Below are 23,258 nucleotides of genomic sequence, written 5' to 3' on the forward strand. Positions count from 1 at the left end.
ACGGTCTCGCAAGTCCCGGCGCAATGCCCTCAGGCGGACAGCAGATCCCGCACCGCCTGCGCGATCACCGCCTCATCTTCGGGTGTGTGCTGCGGATTGCCGGCGCGATGACCCCAGTCTGATCGGATCGGCCGCAATTCGGCATTGGGCATCCGCGCGGTCTCTGACCGGCTGTCGTCCAGCGTGAAGTACAGGTCCGTCGTCGACGGCATGATGATCGCGGGCGCCTCGATCGCGCCCAAGGCAGCGTCGAGGTCGCCGCGGAACCTGTCGTTGTCGGAAATGTCCGACGCGATCCAGGTGTCGATCATCGACAGCAGGTCCATCGGATCGCGTCTGAGAAAATTCCCCTCCCACGCCCGGATCAGGTAATCCTCGCGCGAGACGAAACCGGCCTCGGACCAGAGGGCGTTGCGGTAGAAGGCCTGGCTCAACGCCCAGCCCGCGTAGATGCGCGCAAAGGCCCGCAGGCCGCGAATCGGGCGTTCGGTGAACCACGCCCCATTCCAGCCCGGGTCCGCCGTGAGCGCCGCACGCAGGCCCTCGAGAAACAGCGCGTTGTGCGGACTCGTGCGCGCCGATGTGCATGTGGCACAGATCGCCGCGACCCGTTCGGGATGCAAGGCCCCCCAGTGCAGCGCCTGCTGCCCGCCCATGGACCAGCCGTAGATCAGCGCGATACGGTCGACCCCCAGCACTTCGGTCAGCAGCCTGTTCTGCGCCGCGACATTGTCGAGGTGGGAGAAGGCCGGCGCGCGACCGAAGGAAAAGGGGTCCGGCAGCGTGCTGGGACTGCTCGACAGCCCGTTGCCAAGCTGGTTCGGGATGACGATGCAGTAGCGTTCGGGATCGAGGATTCGGCCCGGGCCTATCAGCCAGTCGATATCCGAATGCTGCGCACCGTAGGAGGTCGGGTAGAGGATCAGGTTCGACGTCTCGGCATCGAGCGTGCCGTAGACCTTGTATGCCAGATGCAGCGAGGGAACCGTTACGCCGCAGGCCAGCGTCGTGGGCCCCAGGTCGAAGATGTCGTGGTCTTTCATCCGGTGCCCCCCTGCCCCTGTCCTGCCGACGGTAGGCAGCCGCAGCCACCCTGTCGAGTCGGCGGCCGATGGGCGAACCCGGCTTTGCCGGACCAACGGGCGAGTCGATTCGCCATGATTGGTTTAATGAATCAAAGACACCTGACCGAACAAGTAGATCAATCCTTTCAATGATCTGCACGTATACCCGCCAAAACACTTGCCAAGAGCGCTTCTCGATGACACCATTTCGATCAATCTAGCGTTTTGGTCATACCAATTCGACCATTGATCAAGAGTGTCGTGAACGAGATGTTGCGTATTCAGAGTGCGTGGAATGAAACGGCGTCAGAGCGATTGCTCAGCTTCATAGCGGAGCGGTCGCTCGGCCCTGGCGACCGGCTGCCGTCCGAACGTGCCTTGCAGAACGAGCTGAACCTGAGCCGGTCGGCGCTGCGCCACGCGCTGCAGGAGCTCGAGGACCAGGGCAAGATCTGGCGGCACGTCGGCAAGGGGACGTTCCTGTCGGACCCGGCCCAAGCGCAGCCGATCGGTGACACGACGCTGTCGCTGTCCCGGCGGACGACGCCGGTCAAGATGATGGCGGCCCGCCTCGCCATCGAACCGTCCATCGCGCGCGAAGCGGCGATGAACGCCTCGGGCGAGGCGTTGGACAGGATCGCGGCGGCGGAAGCGGCAACCCACGACGCGGGCGACTGGGACTCTTACGAAGCCGCCGATGACGACTTCCATCGCGCCATTTCCGAGGCGAGCGACAACATTCCGCTGGTCGCGATCTTTGACCGGCTGAACTCGATCCGCCGGTCCGTCACCTGGGGCGCGGTGCACCGGCAGACACCAAAGCCGACGCCGGACCACGGCAGTTTCGCCGAACACACGGCGATTGCCAAAGCCATCGCCGACCATGACCCGGACGCGGCACAGGCCCTGATGCGGGCGCATCTCAAGGCCGTGTCGCACCGGCTTTTCGGAGATTTTTGAAGCCATTGCCGCGGCGGCAGGAGGGCCGCCGCGGCAAACACCGGAGGAAAGACCGGTCACCACGACCGGTGACGTCAGCGGCGCGAAGGCGCCGCGATTTGGAGGAGAAAAGTTCCCATGAAAAGACTGCTCGCTGCCGCGATTGCGGCCATCGTTGCGTCAGGTGCCGCAGCACAGGACGATTATCCGAACCGCGCGATCACCATCCTCGTGCCCTTCGCGCCGGGCGGGGTCGTGGACCTTGCCTCGCGCACCATCGGCGAAGGACTGTCCCGCCGCCTCGGCCAGGAGGTGATCGTCGAGAACCGTGCCGGCGGCTCCGGCTTCATCGCGGCGACGGCGGCCGCACAGGCCGACCCGGATGGCTACACGTTGTTCATGGGCGAGGCCGGGACGCTGACGATCAACCCGTCGCTCTTCGAAGACACGCCCTACGACGCCGAGGCCGATTTCACCACCGTCTCGACGATCACCGACACGCCGCTGATCCTCGTCGCGAACAAGAATGCGGACTTCAAGACCTTCGAGGAATTCCTCGCGGCAGCGCGCGCCGAGCCGGGCCGCATCACCTATTCCTCTGCCGGGATCGGGACCCTGAACCATCTCGCGCCGGAATGGATGGCCATGGAGGGCGACCTGGACATCCAGCACATCCCCTACAAGGGCGGCCGCCCCGCCGCCACCGCCGTGGCCAGCGGCGAGGTCGATATCAGCGTCGTGTCCTATTCCTCGACCAAGCCGTTCATCGACAGCGGCGACGTGGTGGTGCTTGCCACCACCTCGGCAGAGCGGATCGATCCGAGCCCCGACACACCGACCATGCAGGAAGGCGGCGTTCCCAACATCGACACCAGCCAGTGGACCGGGCTGATGGCGCCGGCCGGCACGCCGGACTCGATCCTGGACATGCTCAACAGTACCATCGCCGAGATCCTCGCGGAACCCGAGGTCGCCAAGACCCTGACCGAGGCCGGCGCCGCGCCATACCCGTCGTCGCGCGCCGACTTCGACGCGATGCTCGACCGCCTGCGGGGCCAGTTCGCCACGATCATCGAAACCGCCGGCATCTCCGCGCAGTAAGAACCCGACCGGGGCGGCGGCCACACCCCGCCGCCCCGCTGCCCGACCGAGAGGGGACACCATGCCGTTCAAGATGCGCAAAGACCTGGGCGCCGGGCTGATCGCGCTGGCCATCGGGATCGCCGTCTGCGCGATCAGCCTGACCTACCGGATCGGGACGCCGGCGCGCATGGGGCCGGGCCTCGTTCCGCTGGTCCTGGGCGTCGTGCTGGTCCTGTCGGGCATCGGCGCGATCCTCACCGGGCTGCGCAACCAGGAACTTGCGACCGAGATGCGCCTGCGCCCGATGATCATGGTGACGCTGTCGCTGATCGTCTTCGCGCTGACCGTGGAACGGTTGGGCTTCGTCCCGGCCTCGGCCCTGCTGATCGTCCTTTCCGGCCTGTCCGAAAGCCCGCCGAACTGGCGCGCGCTCGCCATCCTGTGCGTAGTGCTCATTCCGGCAGCCTATTTCCTCTTCATCGTGCTGCTGGGCATTCCGGCCCCGGCCTTCGACTGGAATGTCCGATGACCGTCGTCGACAACCTTATGGTGGGCCTGGAAACGGCGCTCACCTTCCAGAACCTGATCTATTGCCTGATCGGCGTCACCGTCGGGATGGTTGTCGGGGTGCTGCCGGGCATCGGCCACCTCACCGCGATCTCGCTGCTGCTGCCGCTCACCTTCTACGCGCCGGTGACCGCCGGGCTGGTGATGCTCGCGGGCATCTACTACGGCGCGCAATACGGCGGGTCGATCGCGTCGATCATGATCAACATGCCGGGCACGGCCTCTTCGGCGGTGATCTGTCTCGACGGCTATCCAATGACCCGCCAGGGCAAGGCCGGGACCGCGCTGATCATTACCACCATCGCATCCTTCGTCGGGAGCTGCATCGCGATCCTGTTGCTGATCATGCTGTCGCCGCCGCTGGCACGGGCGGCGCTGTCGTTCCATTCCGCCGACTATTTCTCGATGATGGCGCTTGGCCTTGTCGCGGCCGGGACGCTTATCCAGGGGTCGAAGTTCATCGGCGCCGCCAGCGTTGCCGTCGGGCTTCTGCTGGGCATCGTCGGGACCGATGTGAGTTCGGGGACGATGCGGTTCACCTTCGGCGCGCCGCAACTTTTCGACGGCATCAGCATCGTCGTTATCGCGATGGCGTTCTTCGGCGTGACCGAAGTCATGACCAGCATCGGCAGGGTCCGGGATCACGCGCTGAACGCCAAGGTGACGCTGCGCAGCATGATGCCGAGCCGCAAGGACCTGGCCGAAAGCCGGTTCCCGATCCTGCGTGGATCGGCAGTAGGATCTGCCGTGGGCATCCTGCCGGGCGCAGGCGGCGGGTCGATGGCCGCGTTCATGGCCTATGCGGTGGAAAAGCGCCTGTCCCGCACGCCCGAGAAATTCGGCAACGGCGCCATCGCCGGCATCAGCGCGCCCGAGGCCGCCAACAACGCCGCGGCACAATCCGCCTTCATCCCGACGCTGACGCTGGGCATTCCCGGCGACGCGATCATGGCGCTGATCCTGGGTGCCCTGCTGGTCCACGGAATCACCCCCGGTCCTCAGGTCATTGCCGACAGCCCAGAGCTTTTCTGGGGTCTTGCGGTCAGCTTTCTGGTCGGCAACTTCATCCTGCTGATCCTGAACATCCCGCTCATGGGGGTCTGGGTCCGCCTGCTGCGGATTCCGCCGACCTACCTCTTTCCGGCCATCACTCTCTTTATCGCGGTCGGCGTCTACAGCGTCGCCAACATCAGTTTCGACGTCTTTCTCGTCGCCGGGCTGGGGCTGATCGCATACATCATGGTGGCCTTCGGCTTCGAACCGGCGCCGCTGCTGCTGGGCTACGTGCTCGGTCCGCTGATCGAGGAGAACTTCCGCCGTGCCCTGCTGATCAGCCGCGGAGATTTCATGATCTTCGTCGAACGGCCCATCAGCGCAATCTTTCTGGTGCTGTCGGTCCTGCTGGTCATCTGGGTCGTCATGGGTTCCCGGACCCCGAAAACCGAAACAAAGGAGACCTGATACATGCCCTCCGGACTCGTCATCAGCGCCCACGCCGCGGACTTCGTGTGGCGGTCAGGCGGTGCCATCGCGCTGCATGCCAGCGAAGGCTGGGACATGCACGTGGTTTGCCTGTCGCTCGGCGCGCGCGGCGAAAGCGCGAAGCTCTGGCGGCAGGAGGGCATGACGGTCGACCGCGTGAACGCCGAGCGCACCGACGAAACCCACCGTGCCGCAGAGGTTCTCGGGGCGAACCTGCGCCTGCTCGACCACGGCGACTACCCAATGCGCATCCCCGAAGACACGATCCTGCAACTGGCCGACATCATCCGCGAGGTCGCGCCGTCCTTCATCCTGAGCCACGCGCCCGGCGATCCCTGGAATTTCGACCACGAGCTGACCAGCCGCGTCGCGCAGGAGGCGCAGATCATCTCGCAGGCCAAGGGGCACAATCCGGACATGCCGTCGGCCAAGCCGGTGCCGATCCTCATGTACGAACCGCACCAGCCCGAGAATTCCGGCTGGCGGCCGGATGTCTATCTCGATATCGACCCGGTCTTCGACCAGAAGCGCAAGGCCTTCGCGTGCATGGACGCGCAGGAATGGCTTTGGGAGTATCACACGCGCGTGGCGCTTCAGCGCGGCAACCAGGCCTGGCTCAATTCCGGCCGGAAGATCACCCATGCGGAGGCATACCAGACGCTGTTCCCGCGGGTCGTATCGTCCTTTCCCTCCATCTGACAAGGGCCCGGCAGCGGGCCGGTAAAGGCCCGTGGTCGCCTATCCCACCCGACAGGCCGCGAGCCTCTCCTCGTCCGGCATTAGCCCCAGTCCGGGGCGGTCGGACGGCGACATGTTGCCCTCGGACATCGTCGGCAGGTCCGGCAGCAGCATCCGGGCGATACGGGTCTGGGCGCGGTGAAGCTCCACCGCGCCGTCGGTCAGCGCGCCGCACATCCAGTGCAGGTTTACCAGGTCCCAGCCCCCGGCAGGCGAGACGGCACATCCCGCCGCCGCTCCGGCCTGGGCAGCGGCGACCGCGGCACAGATGCCCCCGGCAAAGACGGCGTTCGGTTGCAGCACGTCGATGCCCGCCTCGGTCAGCAGGTCGAACCGGTCGGCACTCTGTTCCATCTGGCCCGCACCGATGGGCACCCGCGCCTCTGCAGCAAGCGACGCGAGCGCGTGGCGGTCGTTCCCCGCCACGGGTTCTTCCAGCCAGGCGAGGTTCAGCTCGACCGCACCACGGGAAAAGGCGCGGGCCGTGTCGAGGTCCATGCGGCAGTTGGCATCGGCGATCAGCTCGGCGCCCGGCCCGATCGCGTCGCGCACCGCCCGGAGCCGCGCCAGATCCTGCGCCACCGTCCTGCCTTTTGCAGCGATCAGCACCTTCACGCCGCGCGCGCCGGCGGCCACCTCGGCCCCGCAGGCCTCGACCAGCGCCTCGGTGTCGAGCGCCGGGAATCCGCAGGTCACGTGCACCGGCGCAGAGGCGCGCGCGCCGCCCAGCATCTGCGCCACCGACAGGCCAAGGCGCTTGGCGCGCAGGTCGCACAGCGCGATTTCGAGCGCCGACAGGGCGGAGACGACGACACCCGTCATCGCCCGCGGATTGAACCGGCGCCTGAGGTCCGGCAACGGGTCGTCGCCCGCCTCTGCCAGCGCCTCCGCCGCGGCGCCGTTGAGGAAATGCGCCACCTCGGGGGCAAGGAACCGGCCGGTAAAGCCGTTGCCGGTCACGCCATCGCCATCGCGCAGCTCGACCCGGACGAAGGTAAAGCTGTCCGCGCCCGCATAAGGGGCTGCGTCGCCGGGCATGGCGGGCGGACTGTGCACCGTGGCGCGCAGGGAAAATCGTTGGGTCATTCGGAGCCTTTCGAAGGGGGATTGCCGCCGCGCACGCCGACCAGCCTTGCCGCCAGCGGCGCACCGGTGATGATCAGGAAGACGCGGGTCAGGTGGTGGATCACCACGTAGCCAAGGTCGGCGCCCACGACGATCGCCAGCACCGCCATTTCCGCCTGCCCTGCCGGGGCGAAGGCCAGGAATCCATCGACCGGCGGCGCAAGTCCGAAGCGGATGACGACGATGGTGATCACCGCCGCAAGCGCCGCGACGAAGAGCGTGAACACGACGCCAGCGACGACGAAGCGGCGGATTTCGGTCAGTGTGATCCCGAGGTATCCCGCACCGAGGCCGATGCCGATGAAAAACTGCGCGGCGAGGATCGCCTCGGCCGGCGGGCGGTGGTGCAGCACCCCCGTGAGCGACAGCACCGCGGCCAGGATCATCGGACCGAGGATCGCCGCGCCGAACAGGCCGATCCTTTCCGCTCCCTTCCAGCCGGCGATGGCCGCGAAGGCCATGATCGCCATTTCGTGCAGCGGCAAGGTCGCGGCCGGATCGCCAACGGGATTGTTCAGATCGCCGCCGAAGCCCTGCGTCAGGATGATCGGCGCCACCAGCACGATCAGCAGCAGGCGGGTGGCATGGATCAGCGACAGGGCGCGCACGTCGCCGCCCGCCTCCTGCCCGAAAAGCACCATTTCCTGCAGCCCGCCGGGCATCGACGCGTACCAGGCCGTCGGCAGGTCGAAGCCGCAGAGGCGGCGGAAGAACGGCAGTCCGACCAGGGCGGTGATCGCGAGGGACACCGGCACCAGCGACAGCGACAGCGCCATCTGCGGCAGGCGCTCGGCCACTTCGGGCGTGATCGACGCGCCGATGGCGACGCCGAGGATGGTGCGCGTGACCTTGCCCAGCTTGCCCGTCCCGCTGATCGGCACCCGCGCCAGCGCCGCGACGAGACAGGCCACCAGCGGTCCGAAAAGGAACGGCAGCGGCGCGTCGATGAAGACGAATATCACGGTGCCCAGCAGGGCGATGACAACCGTCAGACCCTGGCGCTGCCAGGCCGCACGAGGCCGGAGGGACCCAAACGCCACCGCGCCCTACCAGTACCGCGCTGCGGGTTTCAGGTCTCTTCTCCGCCGTTCACCGCGATCATCTGTCCGGTGATGAAGCCGGCCTCCGGAGAGGCCAGGAATGCCGCCGTCGCGGCAATGTCGCCGGGCCGGCCCATCACGCCTGCGGGAATCGAGGCGGTGCGCTTCGGGTCGTCCTCGGTCGCGGTTTCCTTGCGGATCTGGCCCGGAGAGATGACGTTGGCGGTGACGCCCTTGGGCGCGAATTCGGTGCTGAGCGCCTTGGTCAGGCCCCAGACCCCGTGCTTGGCCGCCGAGATCGGCGCGCCTTCGAAATAACCGCGCATCGCCTTCATCCCGGCGAAATTGATGATTCGGCCCCAGCCCTTTTCGACCATCCCCGGCAGGAAGGCGCGGGCGGTGCGGAAGGGTGCCGTCAGCGCCACATCGACCACCGCGTCCCAATCCGCATCCGTCATCTCGAGGAAGGGCTTGTGCGGGCGGCGGGCGGCGTTGTTGACCAGGATATCGACCGTTCCGAACCGCTCCAGCGCCTCCGCGGCCATGTTGTCCACAGCCGCCGCGTCTCCGACATCCCCCATGACCACGAGTGCCTGTGCTCCGGCCTGCTCCACCATTCTTGCGGTTTCGCGGCACGACTCGGCGTCGCTCGACCCGTTCACGACGACGTTGCATCCCATCCCGGCAAGGCGCAGGGCGATGGCGCGACCGATGTTCTGGCCCGACCCCGAAACGAAGGCGGTCTTGCCCGAGAGTGTCTGTTCCGTCATCCTGATAAATCCTTAATCTGCTGTTTCAGAGCCGTTTTTCGCCAGATCCGAGCGATGGAAGGGACCGCGCACCCGGTCATTCCTGCTCCGAGTGTTACCTTTCGACCATTTCACATTCAACAGAATATTGTTGACAATCTACAATCAGACAGGCTTCCTGCGCCTATGGGAGTGAAGCAATACATGCGCCAGGGCATCGAACGACAGCGTCCGCTGACGCTCGAAGTGCGCGACGAACTCGAGAGGATGATCCTCGACGGGGAGGTCGCCGCGGGAGAGCGTCTGAACGAGCTCACACTGGCCGAACAGATGGGCGTCAGCCGCGGTCCGGTGCGCGAGGCGGCGCGGTCGCTGGAGCACGAGGGGCTGGTCCGGACCGTGGCCAACCAGGGTGTATTCGTGCGCGAATTGTCCCTGGAAAGCGCCCTGGAACTCTACGACCTGCGGGCGATGATCGCGGGATACCTTTGCGGCCGTGTCGCGGAAAAGGCCGATCCGGTGGTCAACAAGGCCCTGCGGCAGGCGGTGCGCGACATGGACGCCGCCATCGCCGCCGCCGACGAACCGCGCTATTTCGAGATCAACCTCGCCTTCCACGACCGCATCGCGATTGCCGCCGGCACCGACCGGGCGCAGCGACTGTACACGTCGCTGGGCAAGGAAGTCCGGCTGCTGCGCCGCCGGGTGCTGTGCGGCGACGAATCCCTGCGCACGTCAAACCATGAACACGACGGTATCGTCGCCGCCATCGAGGCGGGCGATGCCGATGCGGCTCGCGCCGCGGGCATGCAGCATCACCTCAACAGCAAGTCGCGTCTGAAGATCACGATGTGACCTGCGACGAACCACCAGCCGAAAGGGCCGGCCCGGGCAAGGAGGCCGCGCCGGCCTTTCCGGAAAATCAAGTCCAGAATGGGAGGAAACAATGGACATGACTTTCAATCTCAACAGCGGCTGGCTGCGCGCCGGGGCTCTGGCCACCGCCTTTGCCGCTCCGCTTGCCCTGGCCGCACCCGCGGTGGCGCAAGAGGTCTACCCGTCCGGCGACGAAACGCTCGACTGGACCATCGCCTTTGGTCCCGGTGGCGGCAACGACATCATGGCGCGCAGCATCATCGAGATCCTGAACAAGTACGACCTGTATCCCGGCGACATCCAGGCCGAGAACCGCGCCGGCGGATCCGGCGCCGTGGGCTGGGGCTACCTCTATGGCCAATCCGGCAACCCCTACGGCATCTCGACCACGTCGGGCAGCTTCGTCACCACGCCGCTGCAGGCCGACACGCCGTGGGAGCCCGAGGATTTCACGCCGGTCGCACTGCTGGCCACCGATGACCTCGTACTCGTTGTGAACGGCGACAGCGAGATCCAGAACATCGAGCAGTTCATCGAGAACGCCAAGGCCAACCCGATCAACATCGGCGGCACCGGCACGGTGAACGTCGACTTCATCGTGCCGACGCTCTTTGCCGAGAAGGCCGGGTTCGAATTCGACTACGTGTCGTTCAACTCGATGTCCGAACAGACCACGGCGCTTCTGTCCAACGCGCTCGACGCGATGGTCGGCAACCCGGGCGAAATCCTCGGGCTGATCGAATCCGGTGACCTGCGTCCGCTGGTCTTTTCCGGCCAGAACGTGCCCGAGGCGCTTGAAGGCGTCCCGACCATGGGCGACCTGGGCTATGACATCGGCGTGTCGATGCCGCGCGGCCTGATCCTGCCGCCGGATGCGCCCGAAGAAGCGCAGAGCTGGTGGATCGAGACCATGAAGCAGGTCGTCGAAACTCCCGAATGGGCCGAGTACATCCGGAGCAATACGCTCACGCCGACCGTGATCTACGGCGACGAGTTCGGCACGTTCCTTTCGAACACCAAGAACGGGTTCGGCCAGGTTCTGCGCTCCGTCGGCGCGATCCAGTAACCGGCACATGACGTTTCCGGGCCGGGCGCGGATCTGCGCCCGGCCCTTTCCCACCGACATCCAGGAGCGCGCCCATGCGCATCGCGTTTTTCGTGGCCTTGCTGGCCGCGAGCATCTTTTACAGCTATATCGCCTTCGCCGACCTGAACTTCATGACCCGCAGCGGCCGGCTGGGACCGGGCTTCTTTCCGCGCATCCTCGGCGCCACGGCCATCGTCATGACGATCTGGGCGCTGCTGGACGAGATGCGCAACGAGGACGCGCCCCATGGCGCCGCCCAGCAATGGCGCGACGTGGCGCTGCTGATGGCGCTGGCACTGGGATATGCGGTGCTGCTGCGGCTTTTCGGCGGGCTCGTCGCCACGGTGATCTTCCTCGCGGTGGCCCTGTCGCTGCTGAACCGCGGCAAGCCTCTGAAGAACGCGCTGATCTCGGTTCTCGTGCCGGCCTTCGTCTATCTGCTGTTCGACCGCATCCTCAACGCGAACATGCCACCCGCCCTGATCGACCTGCCGATCTGACCGCTGCCCCAAGGAGTCCTCGATGGATATCTTCTCCGATCTGGTGATGGGTCTGACCATCGCGATCTCTCCCATCAACATCCTCTACCTTCTGATCGGCGCCGTGGTCGGGATGATCGTCGGCGTGATCCCCGGCTTCGGCCCTTCGGCGGGCCTGGCGATCCTGCTGCCTGTGACCTTCGGCATGGATCCGATCGGCGCGATCATGATGCTGGCGGCGATCTATTATGGCGCGATGTACGGCGGCACGATCACCTCGATCCTGCTCAACACGCCCGGCGAAAGCGCCACCGTCGCCTCGACCTTCGACGGCTTTCCGCTGGCCAAGCAGGGTCGTGCGGGCCCGGCGCTGGTCATGCAGGCGGTGGCGTCCTTTGTCGGCGGCACGGTGGGTGTCATCCTGATCACCATCCTCGCGCCGATGTTCGCGCAGGTGTCGCGCAGTTTCGGACCACCGGAGTATTTCCTGCTGGCATTGATGGGGATGCTGACGCTGATCGTGATGATCGGCGCGCAGTGGAAACTTGGCGTCATCTCGGCGCTGATCGGCTTTGCCCTCGGCACCGTCGGTGTCGACCTCGAAACCGGACAGAGCCGCTACACCTTCGGCTCGGCCGAGCTGATCGGTGGCATCTACTTCATTCCCATCGCCATCGGTCTCTTCGGCCTGGGCGAGCTGTTCTATGCCTTCTACAGCGGGCTGCACAAGACCGGCAGCGGCGGCATCGTCGAATACGACAAGGAAGAGCGGTTCTGGCCCACCGCGCAGGACTGGCTGTCGACCCGCATCACCATGTTGCGCTGTTCGGTGCTGGGCTTCGTCGTGGGCGTCATCCCAGGCGCCGGCGCCACCATCGCGTCGCTCATGGCCTATTCGACCGAACGGTCGCTGTCGAAGAACGGCGACAACTTCGGCAAGGGCGAGATGGCGGGCCTCGTGGCACCCGAGACGGCGAACAATGCCGCGTCCTCCGGCGCGATGATCCCGCTCCTGACGCTGGGCATCCCCGGCTCCGCCTCGACCGCGGTGCTGCTGGCGGCCTTCCTGCTCTGGGGGCTGCGCCCCGGGCCGCTCTTCATGGAACAGAACCCGGAATTCGCCTGGGGCCTTATCGCCTCGATGTACCTCGGCAACATGGCGCTTCTGGCGATTTCGATCTTCGCGATCCCGCTCTTCGTGCAGATCATCAAGGTGCCCTACCGGGTGCTGGGCCCCTGCGTCGTCGTGGTCTGCGCGCTGGGGACGTTCAGCGTTCACGCCAGCTTTGTCGAGACCTTCCTGATGTTCGGCGCGGGCATCGTCGGGTTCTTCATGCGGCTCTACGGCTTTTCCGCCGCCGCGCTGGTGCTGGCCCTCGTGCTGGGGCCGCTGGCCGAAGAGGCGTTGCGACAGACGATGACGATCTCGCGCGGGTCCTTCGCGATCTTCGTGGAAAGGCCGCCGTCGCTCTGGATTATCGCCATCACCATCGCGCTGGTCGTCCTGCTGCCGCTGCTGAACCGGTTCGGAAACAGCAGCAGCGGCAAGGCGGAAAAGGCCGGCCAGTGACATCGTCGTCGCAGCGGCTCCCTGTCGCTGAGGCCGAAGAGCTTGCCACCCGCGCGTTTCAACGCGCGGGTGTGTCATTTGAGGCGGCCCGCGATGCCGCCGAAATCCTCACCCTCGCCGAGATGATGGGCATCGCGACGCACGGCCTGAAACGGGTCGCGACCTACACCGCGCGGATCGAGGCAGGCGGGATCAGGGCGGGTGCGACGCCGCGCGTCACCGCGCCCGCGCCGGCCCTGCGGCAGGTGGACGGCGACGACGGTCTTGGCCCCGCTACGGCACGGCTGGCGCTGCGCAAAGGCATTGCCGCGGCGCGGGACTGCGGCGTCGGCGCGGTCTTCCTGCGGCGCGGGGCGCACCTTGGCGCGCTGGCGCCTTACCTCTGGATCGCGGCAGAGGCAGGCATGGCCGCCATCGTCACCACCAACACCGCGCCGATGCTGGCTTCGGCCGGCGGGCGCGAGGCGCTGATCGGCAACAACCCGGTGGGGCTGGGCCTGCCGGGACCGAAAGGCGCGCATGTGATGCTCGACATGGCGTTGTCGGTCGCGGCGCGCTCGAGGGTGCGCGCCGCCGCCGAGATGGGGGCGGAGATTCCCGACAGCTGGGCCACCGATGCCACGGGCCGCCCGACCACGGATGCACGGGCGGCGATGGACGGGCTGATGCAGGCCATCGGCGGGGCCAAGGGCGCGCAGCTGGCGCTCTGCCTCGATCTCATGGTCGCGACGCTTTCGGGTGCTGCGATGCTGTCCGAGATTCCCAACGCCGCCAAGGCGCCGGATCAGCCGCAAGGGCTGGGCCAGATGTTCCTGCTCATAGACGCGGGAAAACTGCTGCCCAGCGACGAGCCGTTCGCGCGCCTGAAGGACGCGGCGCGGATGGTCGGCGGCTCTGCCGCTGTCGACCCGGCGCATCCCCCGCGCCTCCCCGGCGCTCGGGCCATCGCTGCGCTGCGCCGGACGCGAAAAAGGGGGCTGGACCTGCCCGCCCCCCTGTTGGCCGAACTGAAGGCGCGGTCCGGCGTTTAGGCCGCGGCCTCTTCGGTGATCTCGCGCATGGCCTGCAGGAACTGCGCGACCTCGGCCTCGGTGTTGTAGTGACACATCGACACGCGGATGCAGTTGGCCTGCCCCAGCGGGTTCAGGATGTTGCCCGAGTAATGATCCGCCTTGCGCGTATGGGTGCGGACGCCGCGTTCGCGCAGCTTGGTCACCACATCGGGCGAATCCATCCCCTCGACCCAGAGCGACACCAGCCCCTCGCGGCGCGGGTTGTCGACGCCGCCGACAATGCGGACGGATGGCATCTCGACCAGGCCCTTCTGATTGCCGGTGCCGTGCAGCATCGCGTCGGTGAGCGTCTTTTCATGCGCATGGATCGCCTCGCCCGCGGCGACAATCTGCGCGCGGCGGTCGGTTTCATCGGTGAACTGCGCGCCCAGCCAGGTGAAGTAGTCCACCACATCCGAGAAGGTCGCATAGGCGCCGGTGTCACGCGTGCCCAGCTCCCACGGCTCGCCGGGCGCATCGAGCAGGTGTTCATGCGGCAGCGCCGACAGCCGGTCCGACACCCAGGCGATGCCGTAGCCGTGGCGCGAGAACGCCTTGTAGGGCGAGATCACGTAGCCGTCGACGCCGTAGCTGGCGATGTCGAGCCGCCCGTGCGCCGCGTGCTGGATGCCGTCCACGATGATGTAACACTCGGGCGCCACTGCGCGGATCTCTTTCGCCACGCTGGCCACGTCCACCGCCATGCCCGTCACCGGAGAGGTGTGCAGGATCGTCGCCACGCGCGTGTCGGGCGTGATTTCGGGCTGGTAATGCGCCGCATCGACCGACCCGGTGGCGTCGTCATGGGCAACCAGCACATGCGGCTTGCCCATCACCTCGGACCATTTCGCCGCGGCGCTGCGGGTCGCGGGATGTTCAAGCGTGCTGCCCAGGACGCGGCCCTCGGGCGTGCCGACGATGGCGGTGCGGATCAGGCGAAAGATCAGCTCCGTCCCGCTCTCGCCGACGAAGAACTGGCCCTCGGGCGCGTTGAAGAGCAGGCGCATGTCCGCCTTTGCCTTGTCGATCATCGCCACCAGCGCATGGGCTGCGGGGTTGTCGCGGCCCTGGTTGTCGGGGATCGCGGCCATCTTGGCCGAGGTCTCCACCACCGAGTTCAGCGTCAGCGCGCCGCCGGCGTTTTCGAAGAACACCCGCGGCCCGTCGAAGGGGCAGGTGTCCACATGCGCAAACCGCGCGCGCACGTCATCCATGAGACCGGGTTTCGAGGTCAGCATATCGTCATTCCTGTTGTCTTATATCGGGTCTTCACCCGGGCATTTTCCATGTGGCGGTCGCCAGCGCGGCCAGTTTCCCGTCCGGTCCGGTCACCCGGCTTTCCATGAAGGACATCGACCGCCCGCGTTTGGTGAACCGGCCTTCGCAGGTCACGGGGCCCACCATCACCGGCCGCATGAACTGGATCTTCATCTCGATGGTCGCACCGGGTCCGGCCACCTTGGCAATCAGGTGCCCCATGGAAATGTCCATGGCCGAGGCCATGACACCGCCATGCAGCGACCCTTGCGGGTTCTTGACCATCTCGGTCACCGGAAAGGTGAGGCGGCAGCAATCCTTTTCGGCATCCGCCGCAGCTTCGGGCAGGTACTCGAACGACAGGTCGAGGAACCGCGCGAGGAAAAACCGTTCGAACGCCTGTTCGTGATCGTCGAGCGCCCGGTCGAGGTGCGCACGGGCAGCGTCGGGGTCGACGCGGCGGGGGGACGCCTCGGCCATCACGCCCCCACGAAGTTGGGTTTGCGCTTTTCCATGAACGCCTTGCGGCCCTCGATGTAATCCTGGCTGTCGAAGCATTCCTTGACCTTCGCGTCACAGGCGGCAAGGTCACGCTCGCTTTCCGGCAGAACCGTCTGGCCAACGATGAACTTGACCGAGTTGACGGTCATCGGCGCGTTGGCGGCGATCATCTTGGCTGTCTCGTCGGCGGTCTCGGCCACCTTGTCGGCGGGCACCACACGGTTCACCAGACCCATGATCCGGGCCTCTTCGGCGTCGAAGCGGCGGGCGGTAAAGAAGATCTCCTTGGCAAAGGACGGTCCCACGACCGCCACCAGCCGGTTGATCCCCGGGAAGCCGTAGCCCAGCCCCAGCTTGGCCGCCGGGATGGCGAAGGCGGAATTCTCGCCGCAGATGCGCAGGTCGCAACACAGCGACAGCGCCACGCCGCCCCCGACGCAGAAGCCGTCGATCTGCGCGATGGTGGGCTTGGGGAAGGCTTCGACCATGTCGTAGACGCGCTTGGTCGTGGCGTTGTAATGCGCCACCGCTTCCTTGCTGGCGCGCTCGGTCTCGAACTTGGAGATGTCGGCGCCCGACACGAAGGCCTTGCCGCCCGCGCCGGACAGGATCAGGATGCGCACACTGTCGTCGGCGGCGAATTTGGTCATCGCGGCCTCGACCGCCTCCCACATCTCGAGCGACACGGCGTTGCGCTTTTCCGGCTGGTTGAAGATGATGCGCGCGATGTCGCCCGTCTGCTCGGTGATGATCTTGTCGGTCATGGAATGGCCTCTTGGTCAGGTTGCGCCGGATGCCTTCATATCGGCAATCTCTTGATCGGAAAGCCCGATCTCGGCAAGGATTTCAGCCGAATGCTGCCCCGCTGTCGGCGGCGGGGCTGCGATGTGGCTGGGGGTGCGGCTCATCTGGATGGGCTGGCCCACAAGATGCGTGTCGCCGCGTTCCTGGCTGGTCACGGGCTGGGCAAGGCCCAGGTGCTGCACCTGCGGATTGGCGAAGACCTGGCCGATGTCGTTGATCTCTCCGGCCGGCACACCCGCGTCGTTGAAGATCTCGATCCAGTCATCGGTAGGCTTGGTCAAGGTGATCGCCTCGATCTCTTCGCCCAGGGCGTCACGATGCTCCGACCGCGCCTCGGCGGTGGCAAAGCGGTCGTCCTCGAGCCAGTCCTCGCGGCCCATGGCGGCGGCGAACTTGGACCAGATCACGTTGCCGGTGACGGCGATGTTCATGTGCCCGTCCACGGTCCTGAAGACGCCCGTGGGGATCGAGGTCGGGTGGTTGTTGCCCGCCTGCCCCGGCACCTCGCCGTTCATCAGGTAGCGCGCTGCCTGGAAATCCAGCATGAAGACCTGCGCCTGCAAGAGCGAAGTCTGGATCCACTGACCCTTGCCCGAGCTTTGCCGCTCGAACAGCGCGATCAGGATTCCCTGCGCGGCAAAGAGCCCGGCGCAGAGGTCGGCGATGGGGATACCGACGCGCATCGGCCCCTGTCCGGGCTGGCCGGTGATCGACATGAGACCGCCCATGCCTTGCGCGATCTGGTCGAAGCCCGGGCGATCGGCCAGCGGTCCGTCCTGCCCGAAGCCCGAGATCGAGGCGTAGATAAGCCCCGGGTTGGTCTTGGACAGGGTGTCGTAGTCGATGCCCAGCCGATTCTTCACCCCGGGTCGGAAGTTCTCCACGATGATGTCGGCTGTGTCCGCGAGCTTGCGGAAGGCCGCCATCCCCGCCTCGGACTTGAGATTCAGCGTCAGGCTGCGCTTGTTGCGGTGCAGGTTCTGGAAATCCGGACCCGAGCGCGGACCGCCGAACTGCGCGGTATCCACCGGCGCCTCGACCTTGATGACGTCGGCGCCCCAATCGGCGAACTGTCGCACACAGGTCGGGCCGGATCGCACGCGGGTCAGGTCCAGAACACGCAGCCCCCGAAGCGCATCGCTCGCAGGTGCCGCACTGGCCGGGACCTCTTGCGCTCTTTGTCCGGTCATCGTGAATCTCCCTTGGCGTCTGTTATCGAACATTTACGCGAGCCTCGGCGAGGGTGCAATATATATGTTGATTGTTGACAATATACCGTCGGTGCGCGACACAGCCAAAGCACCGTCAGGCCGCCTTCGCAGGCGTTCCGACGTTCGGAATGCCTGTACATGACATGATTCAGACCGACCGTTTTGCGACAGTAGAAAGACGATCCGCCATGACAAACCCGCTTTACGACGCTCTTTTCGCCCGCCACGAAGGACAGGAGACACCGTTCCTGCACCTGCCCGGCGGGGATACGCTCAGCCATGGTGCCTTTCTGGAAGGCGTCGGCCGCATGGCGAATGCGCTTGGCGCGCTCGGCGTCACGCCCGGCGACCGGGTCGCGGTGCATGTGCACAAATCCCCCGCCGCGCTGACGCTTTATGCCGCTTGCGTGAAGGCGGGTGCGGTGTTTCTGCCGCTCAACACCGCCTACACGCCGTCAGAGCTCGATTATTTCGTCGGCGACAGCGGCGCGAAGCTATTTGTCTGCGACACCGAAGAATACGGGGCCCTCGCGCCTGTGGCGGAACGGGCGGGATGCCTGCTGCAAACGATGGGCGCCGACGGCGTCGGCACGCTGACCGATCTTGCCGCACAGCAGGATGCGGCCTTCGACACCGTGCCGCGCGACGAAGACGATCTTGCGGCGCTGCTCTATACCTCCGGCACCACAGGACGGTCCAAAGGCGCGATGCTGACGCAGCGCAACCTGTTGTCGAATGCCGAAACGCTGGTGGACACTTGGCGGTTCTCCGACACGGACGTTCTGCTGCACGCCCTGCCGATCTTTCACAGCCACGGGCTGTTCGTGGCGACCAACGTGTCGCTGCTGTCTGGCGCCGCAATGATCTTCCTGCCGAAGTTCGACCTCGAGGCGGTGCTGGAGGCCCTGCCCCGCGCCACGTCGATGATGGGTGTTCCGACCTTCTACACACGGCTGCTGGACGATCCGCGCTTCGACAAGGATCTCGTGTCGCACATGCGGCTTTTCATCTCCGGCTCCGCGCCACTGCTCGCGGAAACCCATGAACGCTTCGAGAAACGCACCGGGCATCGCATCCTCGAACGCTACGGGATGACGGAAACCAGCATGAACACCTCGAACCCCTATGACGGCGAACGCCGCGCGGGGACCGTGGGCTTTCCGCTTGACGGGGTCGAGATCGAGGTGCGCGACCCGGACACCGGCAACCCGATGCCCGCGAGCGAGATCGGCGTGCTCTGGGTGCGCGGGCCCAACGTCTTCAAGGGCTACTGGCAGATGCCGGAAAAGACCGCCGAAGAGCTGCGCGAGGACGGGTTCTTCATCACCGGCGACCTCGGGCTGATCGACGACCGCGGCTATATCCATATCGTCGGACGCGGCAAGGACCTGATCATTTCCGGCGGTTACAACATCTACCCGAAGGAAATCGAGCTGTTCCTCGACGATCTGCCCGGCGTGCTCGAATCCGCGGTGATCGGTGCACCGCACCCGGATTTCGGCGAAAGCGTCGTGGCGGTTCTGGTGCCGGAGGCGGGGGCGACGCTCGACGCAGATGCGGTGCTCGAGGCCGTGTCGCGCGACATGGCCGGGTTCAAGCGCCCGCGCCGGGTCGAGATCGTCGATGCTTTGCCGCGCAACACCATGGGCAAGGTTCAAAAGGCTCAGCTGCGCGAAACCTACGCCGACGCGTTCCAGCCTGCGAAAGCCTGAGCGCGGCGGCCTCAGGCGGTGCCTTCGGCCTCGTTTTCGAGGATGTTCATGTACCGCGCGAAGCCCGACTTGATGTGTTCGTTGGCGGCGCGGGTCGCGGCCGCCTCGTCGCCCGCCGCGACCGCGGCGACGATTGTCTCGTGTTCTTCAATGGACCGGGCGATATTCGTGGCGATGGACAGGCCCCGGCGGCGGAAGAGGTGCATTTCCTTCACCAGGTTGGTATAGACGCTTTTGGCCTTGGCGTTGTTCGCCGCGTCGATCAGCATGTCGTGGAATTCGATGTTGAGCGCGTAATAGCTCTTCATGTCCCGCTGGGCATGGGCCCCCCGCATGTGTTCGAGGTTGTCCTTCAGCGCAGCGACCAGCCCCTGTTCGGATCCGTCGGCGGCGCGCAGCGCGGCGGTGCCGCAGGCCATGGCAAAGATCGCGCGGCGCAGGTCGTAGAGGTTGCGCACCTCGGTCAGGGTCGTCTGATGCACAAAGGCGCCGCGGTTGGCGATGAGGTCGATCAGCCCTGAATCTGCCAGCGACCGGATTGCTTCGCGCACGGTGCCGCGGCTGACACCCATGGCATTCGACAGCGCCAGTTCGTTGAGTTTTTCACCACTCAGCAGGTCGCCATCGACGATCATGCGTTCGATCTCGGACCGCACCTCACCCGCCAGCGTGGCGCGCCCCGCCCCGATCGTTTTCGCATTCATTTTCATGGCGACATAATTTTGCGCGCGGGGCGGATTGTCAATAATCAACACTCTCGCCGCGGCGCTACATAGCGTCAGCCAAGGCCCTTGCGGGAGGATCAGCCGCCGTCGGCCTCGTACCCGGCCTTTTCGATGGCCGCAATGGCGCAGGCTTCGTCGTTGTCCGAACTGTCGCCGGTAATCCCGACCGCGCCAAGGATCGCACCGTCCTTCTTGACCAGCACGCCGCCCGCCACCGGCACAAGCGATCCGTTGGCCAGCCCGTTCATGGCCTGGATGAAGAACGGCTCGGCCTGCGCCCGCTTGAAGAGTGCGCGAGACCCAAGCCCCATCGCCACGGCCCCCCGCGCCTTGCCCTGCGCGATCTCGGGCCGCAGCGTGCTGGTGCCGTCCTCGCGTGCGAGCGCCACCAAATGCCCGCCGCTGTCCAGCACGGCAACCGTCAGAGGCTTCAGACCGTTCTCGGCCCGCCAGGCAAGGCTGTCGCGGATGATGGATTGGGCTTCGGTCAGGGTGAGGGTCATCGGGTCTTCCTTGGTGTTGAGGTCCGGGTGGATCGTGTCACTTGCCGGACCACGTGGGTTTGCCCTTGGACAGAAACGCTTCCATCCCGGTGCGGAAATCCTCGCTCATGTAGCACATGGCGATGAGGTCGGAATCGTCCACCTTGGTGGCCGCGCGCGTGCGGCGCATCGCCTCCTTGGTGGCGCGCAGGGTCAGCGGCGCCATGGAGCCGACGTGATCAGCCAGGTCTGCGGCGCGCGCCAGCAGCGCCTCTTCGTCGGCCAGGACTTCGCTCACCAGCCCGATGGCCTGCGCCTCGTCGGCCTCGATCAGCCGCGCCGTGAAGATCAGCTCGCGCACCCGCCCCGCGCCGATCAACTCCGACAGCCGCGCGAGGTTGCCGGCGGCCAGGCAGTTGCCCAGCGTCCGCGCGATGGGAAAGCCGTACTTGAGGCTGGCCGAACAGATGCGGATGTCGCAGGCCGCCGCGATGGACCCGCCGCCGCCGGTGCAGGCGCCGTGTATCGCCGCGATGGTCGGCACCGGGCACTTCTCGATGGTTTCCAGCACCGCGTCGATCCGCGCCTCGTAGTCCAGCGCGTCCTGCGCCGTCTCGAAGGCGCGGAACTGGGTCATGTCGGTACCGGCGGCAAAAGCCTTGCCGCCCGCGCCTGCGATCACCGCCGTCCGCACCGACCCGTCGGTCGGCATCTCGCGGCAGAGCGTTGCCAGGCGGTCGTACATGCCGAAGGTCATGGCGTTGCGTGCCTGCGGCCGGTTGAAGGTGATCCAGAGGATGCCGTCGCGCAGCTCGTCGGTGATCTCGGGTGTTTGGTCGGTCATCTGTAGAAATACTCCACCAGGAACATCGGGACGGCGGGCACGTAGGTGCAGATCATCAGCACCGCCAGCAGCACGCCGACGAACCAGATGTTGACCTTGGACACTTCCCAAATATTGGCGCGCGCCACCGAACAGGCGGTGATCAGCACCGAGGCCACCGGCGGCGTCTGCTGACCGATGGCGAGGTTCAGCGTCACCACGAGGCCGAAATGCACCGGGTCGATGCCCGCGGAGTTGATCAGCGGGATCACGATCGGGATCACCAGGATGATCGCCGCCGCGGAGTGCAGGAAGAACCCGACCACCAGGAAGAAGAAGTTGAGGATCAGCAGGATCGCCCATTGCTGCGTGGTGATCGACAGGATGCTTTCCGCGAGCTGCTGCGGGATCTGCGCGCGGGTCAGGAACCCGCCCATCAGCACCGACGCGGCGACCAGCAGCATCACCACGGCGGTCTGGATGCCGCCGTCCAGCATGGCGCGGCGCAGGTGCGACAGGTTGAGGTTGCCGTACCAGGCCGACACCGCCAGTGCCGCCAGAACCGCGAGGCCCGCCGCTTCGGTCGCGGTCACGAAGCCGCCGAAGATGCCGCCAAGGATGATCACCGGCAGGGTGAAGGCGGGCAGCGCGTCCATGAAGGTTTCGCGCAGGCGCGGCAGGTTGAACGCCGCCTCGGTCGGGAAGTTGTAGCGCTTGGCAAAGGCGTAGGCCACGAACATCAGCCCGCCCGCGCCGATGAGACCGGGCACCAGACCCGCGACGAACAGCTGCTCGACCGAGGTGTTGGCCGACGCCGCGTAGAGGATCATCGGGATCGACGGCGGAATGATGATCGCCAGCGATGCCGAGGACGAGGTCACGGCGGCCGAGAACTCCTTGGAATAGCCGCGCTTCTTCATCTGCGGAATGAGGATCGACCCCATCGCCGCGACGTCCGCCACGGCAGAGCCGGAGATTTCCGCGAAGAACAGCGACACGCCGATATTGACCATCGCCAGCCCGCCGCGGATGAAACCGATGATCGCCGAGACGAAGTTGATCAGCCGGTCGGTGATGCCGCCCGCGTTCATGATCGCCCCGGCCAGCACGAACATCGGAATGGCGATCAGCGAGAACTTGGTCGACCCGTCGTACATGTCGAGCGCGATGGTCACGAGGCTGGATGCCCCCTCGGTCGCCAGCAGGCCCAGCACGCCGCACATGGCCAGCGCCACGGCGATGGGAATGTTGATGCAGATCATCATCAGCATCGCGATGAAAATGGCTCCGATCAGCATCAGACACGATCCTTGTTTTTTTCGAGTTCGGTTTCGACTTCTTCCTCGATCTCCGCATGTTCCAGCGAAATGCCGGCTGCGGTGAGCTTAAGGAAGGCGGGCAGGCTCAGGATCTGGCCGAGCATGAACAGGATCGCGCCGATCGGGATGACCGACTGGGTGAACTGCACCGGCACCCAACGCAACGACACCAGCGTGTCCCCGGCCAGCACGTCCAGCACCTGCAGCCCGGCGCGCGCCATCAGGAAGAAGAAGGTCAGCACGATCACCTCGCCCACCAGCAGCGCCGCGATCCGCAGGTTTTTGGGCATCGCCAGAAGCACCGTGTCGAACCCGATATGCCGCCGGTGCAGGGCGGCCAGCGCGCTTCCGTAATAGGTGATCCAGGCCAGGATGATCGCCGCCACCTCGTCGTACCAGGAAAAGCTGTTGCCGGTCAGGCGCGCGATCACCGCGAAGCTGACGATCGCCGTCAGGAGGATCATCAGACCCACCGTGATCCATTCGAGTATGCGGCTGATCAGGCGATTTATGCGCGACAGCACGGGGTAGGAGTCATGTTCCATGGCGGCCTGACATGTTGGGCATCACGAC

The 23,258-nt window shown here is 66.0% G+C and carries 24 protein-coding genes; 11 read left to right on the forward strand and 13 right to left on the reverse strand.

The window, feature by feature from the left end; all coding sequences use genetic code 11:
* Positions 1 to 29 precede the first annotated feature (29 nt).
* Complete coding sequence (locus tag DU478_RS02580; protein ID WP_114509376.1) at positions 30 to 1,043, reverse strand: alpha/beta fold hydrolase; 1,014 nt, start codon at positions 1,041 to 1,043, stop codon at positions 30 to 32.
* 291 nt (positions 1,044 to 1,334) lie between these two features.
* Between DU478_RS02580 and DU478_RS02585 the strand changes: the two genes are divergently transcribed.
* From DU478_RS02585 to DU478_RS02605, 5 genes are all read left to right on the forward strand, one after another.
* On the forward strand, positions 1,335 to 2,024 hold the full coding sequence (locus DU478_RS02585; protein WP_114509700.1) for a FadR/GntR family transcriptional regulator: 690 nt from the start codon (positions 1,335 to 1,337) through the stop codon (positions 2,022 to 2,024).
* A 117-nt stretch (positions 2,025 to 2,141) separates the two neighbouring features.
* Positions 2,142 to 3,104 carry a Bug family tripartite tricarboxylate transporter substrate binding protein gene (locus tag DU478_RS02590; protein ID WP_114509377.1) on the forward strand — a complete coding sequence of 321 codons (963 nt, stop codon included), beginning with the start codon at positions 2,142 to 2,144 and terminating at the stop codon, positions 3,102 to 3,104.
* Between the two features lie 61 nt (positions 3,105 to 3,165).
* Positions 3,166 to 3,615, forward strand: a complete 450-nt coding sequence (locus DU478_RS02595) for a tripartite tricarboxylate transporter TctB family protein (protein ID WP_114509378.1) — start codon at positions 3,166 to 3,168, stop codon at positions 3,613 to 3,615.
* Entirely contained in the window at positions 3,612 to 5,114 is a 1,503-nt protein-coding gene (locus DU478_RS02600; protein ID WP_114509379.1) for a tripartite tricarboxylate transporter permease, read from the forward strand. The genes DU478_RS02595 and DU478_RS02600 overlap by 4 nt, the downstream gene beginning before the upstream one ends.
* Positions 5,115 to 5,117: 3 nt before the next feature.
* Positions 5,118 to 5,834 (forward strand): PIG-L deacetylase family protein, encoded by a 717-nt coding sequence (locus DU478_RS02605; protein ID WP_114509380.1) that lies wholly within the window; start codon positions 5,118 to 5,120, stop codon positions 5,832 to 5,834.
* Between the two features lie 39 nt (positions 5,835 to 5,873).
* On the opposite strand, the gene DU478_RS02610 is transcribed toward DU478_RS02605, so the two are convergent.
* From DU478_RS02610 to DU478_RS02620, 3 genes are read right to left on the reverse strand one after another with little or no spacing between them, the layout of a single operon-like run.
* A complete protein-coding gene (locus tag DU478_RS02610; RefSeq protein WP_114509381.1) occupies positions 5,874 to 6,959 on the reverse strand; it encodes an enolase C-terminal domain-like protein in 1,086 nt (361 codons plus the stop codon).
* The gene (locus tag DU478_RS02615) at positions 6,956 to 8,038 is read right to left on the reverse strand and encodes an AbrB family transcriptional regulator (protein ID WP_114509382.1); all 1,083 of its coding nucleotides are present in this window, start codon (positions 8,036 to 8,038) and stop codon (positions 6,956 to 6,958) included. Before DU478_RS02615 ends, DU478_RS02610 begins: the two co-directional genes overlap by 4 nt.
* Positions 8,039 to 8,067: 29 nt before the next feature.
* Positions 8,068 to 8,808 (reverse strand): SDR family NAD(P)-dependent oxidoreductase, encoded by a 741-nt coding sequence (locus DU478_RS02620; protein WP_114509383.1) that lies wholly within the window; start codon positions 8,806 to 8,808, stop codon positions 8,068 to 8,070.
* A gap of 165 nt (positions 8,809 to 8,973) precedes the next feature.
* Between DU478_RS02620 and DU478_RS02625 the strand changes: the two genes are divergently transcribed.
* The 5 genes from DU478_RS02625 to DU478_RS02645 all read left to right on the forward strand — a co-directional run bounded on the left by DU478_RS02625 (position 8,974) and on the right by DU478_RS02645 (position 13,830).
* Positions 8,974 to 9,642, forward strand: a complete 669-nt coding sequence (locus DU478_RS02625) for a GntR family transcriptional regulator (protein ID WP_158545729.1) — start codon at positions 8,974 to 8,976, stop codon at positions 9,640 to 9,642.
* Positions 9,643 to 9,739: 97 nt separating this feature from the next.
* Entirely contained in the window at positions 9,740 to 10,729 is a 990-nt protein-coding gene (locus tag DU478_RS02630; protein ID WP_114509701.1) for a Bug family tripartite tricarboxylate transporter substrate binding protein, read from the forward strand.
* Between the two features lie 74 nt (positions 10,730 to 10,803).
* Entirely contained in the window at positions 10,804 to 11,250 is a 447-nt protein-coding gene (locus DU478_RS02635) for a tripartite tricarboxylate transporter TctB family protein (protein WP_114509385.1), read from the forward strand.
* Positions 11,251 to 11,272: 22 nt separating this feature from the next.
* Positions 11,273 to 12,799, forward strand: coding sequence for a tripartite tricarboxylate transporter permease (locus tag DU478_RS02640; RefSeq protein WP_114509386.1), 1,527 nt, complete (start codon positions 11,273 to 11,275; stop codon positions 12,797 to 12,799).
* Complete coding sequence (locus tag DU478_RS02645; protein ID WP_158545730.1) at positions 12,796 to 13,830, forward strand: Ldh family oxidoreductase; 1,035 nt, start codon at positions 12,796 to 12,798, stop codon at positions 13,828 to 13,830. The genes DU478_RS02640 and DU478_RS02645 overlap by 4 nt, the downstream gene beginning before the upstream one ends.
* Here DU478_RS02645 and DU478_RS02650 read toward each other — a convergent pair.
* From DU478_RS02650 to DU478_RS02665, 4 genes are read right to left on the reverse strand one after another with little or no spacing between them, the layout of a single operon-like run.
* Positions 13,827 to 15,089 carry an aminotransferase class V-fold PLP-dependent enzyme gene (locus DU478_RS02650; RefSeq protein WP_114509387.1) on the reverse strand — a complete coding sequence of 421 codons (1,263 nt, stop codon included), beginning with the start codon at positions 15,087 to 15,089 and terminating at the stop codon, positions 13,827 to 13,829. The two genes, DU478_RS02645 and DU478_RS02650, sit on opposite strands and share 4 nt — an antisense overlap.
* Positions 15,090 to 15,120: 31 nt before the next feature.
* A complete protein-coding gene (locus DU478_RS02655; RefSeq protein ID WP_114509388.1) occupies positions 15,121 to 15,588 on the reverse strand; it encodes a PaaI family thioesterase in 468 nt (155 codons plus the stop codon).
* A complete protein-coding gene (locus DU478_RS02660; RefSeq protein ID WP_114509389.1) occupies positions 15,588 to 16,373 on the reverse strand; it encodes an enoyl-CoA hydratase in 786 nt (261 codons plus the stop codon). Before DU478_RS02660 ends, DU478_RS02655 begins: the two co-directional genes overlap by 1 nt.
* A gap of 15 nt (positions 16,374 to 16,388) precedes the next feature.
* The gene (locus DU478_RS02665) at positions 16,389 to 17,603 is read right to left on the reverse strand and encodes a CaiB/BaiF CoA transferase family protein (protein WP_114509390.1); all 1,215 of its coding nucleotides are present in this window, start codon (positions 17,601 to 17,603) and stop codon (positions 16,389 to 16,391) included.
* Between the two features lie 209 nt (positions 17,604 to 17,812).
* Here DU478_RS02665 and DU478_RS02670 point away from each other — a divergent pair, with 209 nt between their 5' ends.
* Positions 17,813 to 19,336, forward strand: coding sequence for a malonate--CoA ligase (locus DU478_RS02670; protein WP_114509391.1), 1,524 nt, complete (start codon positions 17,813 to 17,815; stop codon positions 19,334 to 19,336).
* Positions 19,337 to 19,347: 11 nt separating this feature from the next.
* On the opposite strand, the gene DU478_RS02675 is transcribed toward DU478_RS02670, so the two are convergent.
* The 5 genes from DU478_RS02675 to DU478_RS02695 all read right to left on the reverse strand — a co-directional run bounded on the left by DU478_RS02675 (position 19,348) and on the right by DU478_RS02695 (position 23,230).
* Positions 19,348 to 20,046 (reverse strand): GntR family transcriptional regulator, encoded by a 699-nt coding sequence (locus DU478_RS02675; RefSeq protein WP_114509703.1) that lies wholly within the window; start codon positions 20,044 to 20,046, stop codon positions 19,348 to 19,350.
* Between the two features lie 92 nt (positions 20,047 to 20,138).
* Positions 20,139 to 20,564 (reverse strand): GlcG/HbpS family heme-binding protein, encoded by a 426-nt coding sequence (locus tag DU478_RS02680; RefSeq protein WP_114509392.1) that lies wholly within the window; start codon positions 20,562 to 20,564, stop codon positions 20,139 to 20,141.
* A gap of 37 nt (positions 20,565 to 20,601) precedes the next feature.
* Complete coding sequence (locus DU478_RS02685) at positions 20,602 to 21,387, reverse strand: enoyl-CoA hydratase/isomerase family protein (protein WP_114509393.1); 786 nt, start codon at positions 21,385 to 21,387, stop codon at positions 20,602 to 20,604.
* Positions 21,384 to 22,664, reverse strand: a complete 1,281-nt coding sequence (locus DU478_RS02690; RefSeq protein WP_114509394.1) for a TRAP transporter large permease — start codon at positions 22,662 to 22,664, stop codon at positions 21,384 to 21,386. Before DU478_RS02690 ends, DU478_RS02685 begins: the two co-directional genes overlap by 4 nt.
* Entirely contained in the window at positions 22,664 to 23,230 is a 567-nt protein-coding gene (locus DU478_RS02695; protein WP_114509395.1) for a TRAP transporter small permease, read from the reverse strand. Before DU478_RS02695 ends, DU478_RS02690 begins: the two co-directional genes overlap by 1 nt.
* Between the last annotated feature and the right edge of the window lie 28 nt (positions 23,231 to 23,258).

The sequence above is a fragment of the Thalassococcus profundi genome, assembly GCF_003344785.1.
GTDB lineage: Bacteria > Pseudomonadota > Alphaproteobacteria > Rhodobacterales > Rhodobacteraceae > Puniceibacterium > Puniceibacterium profundi.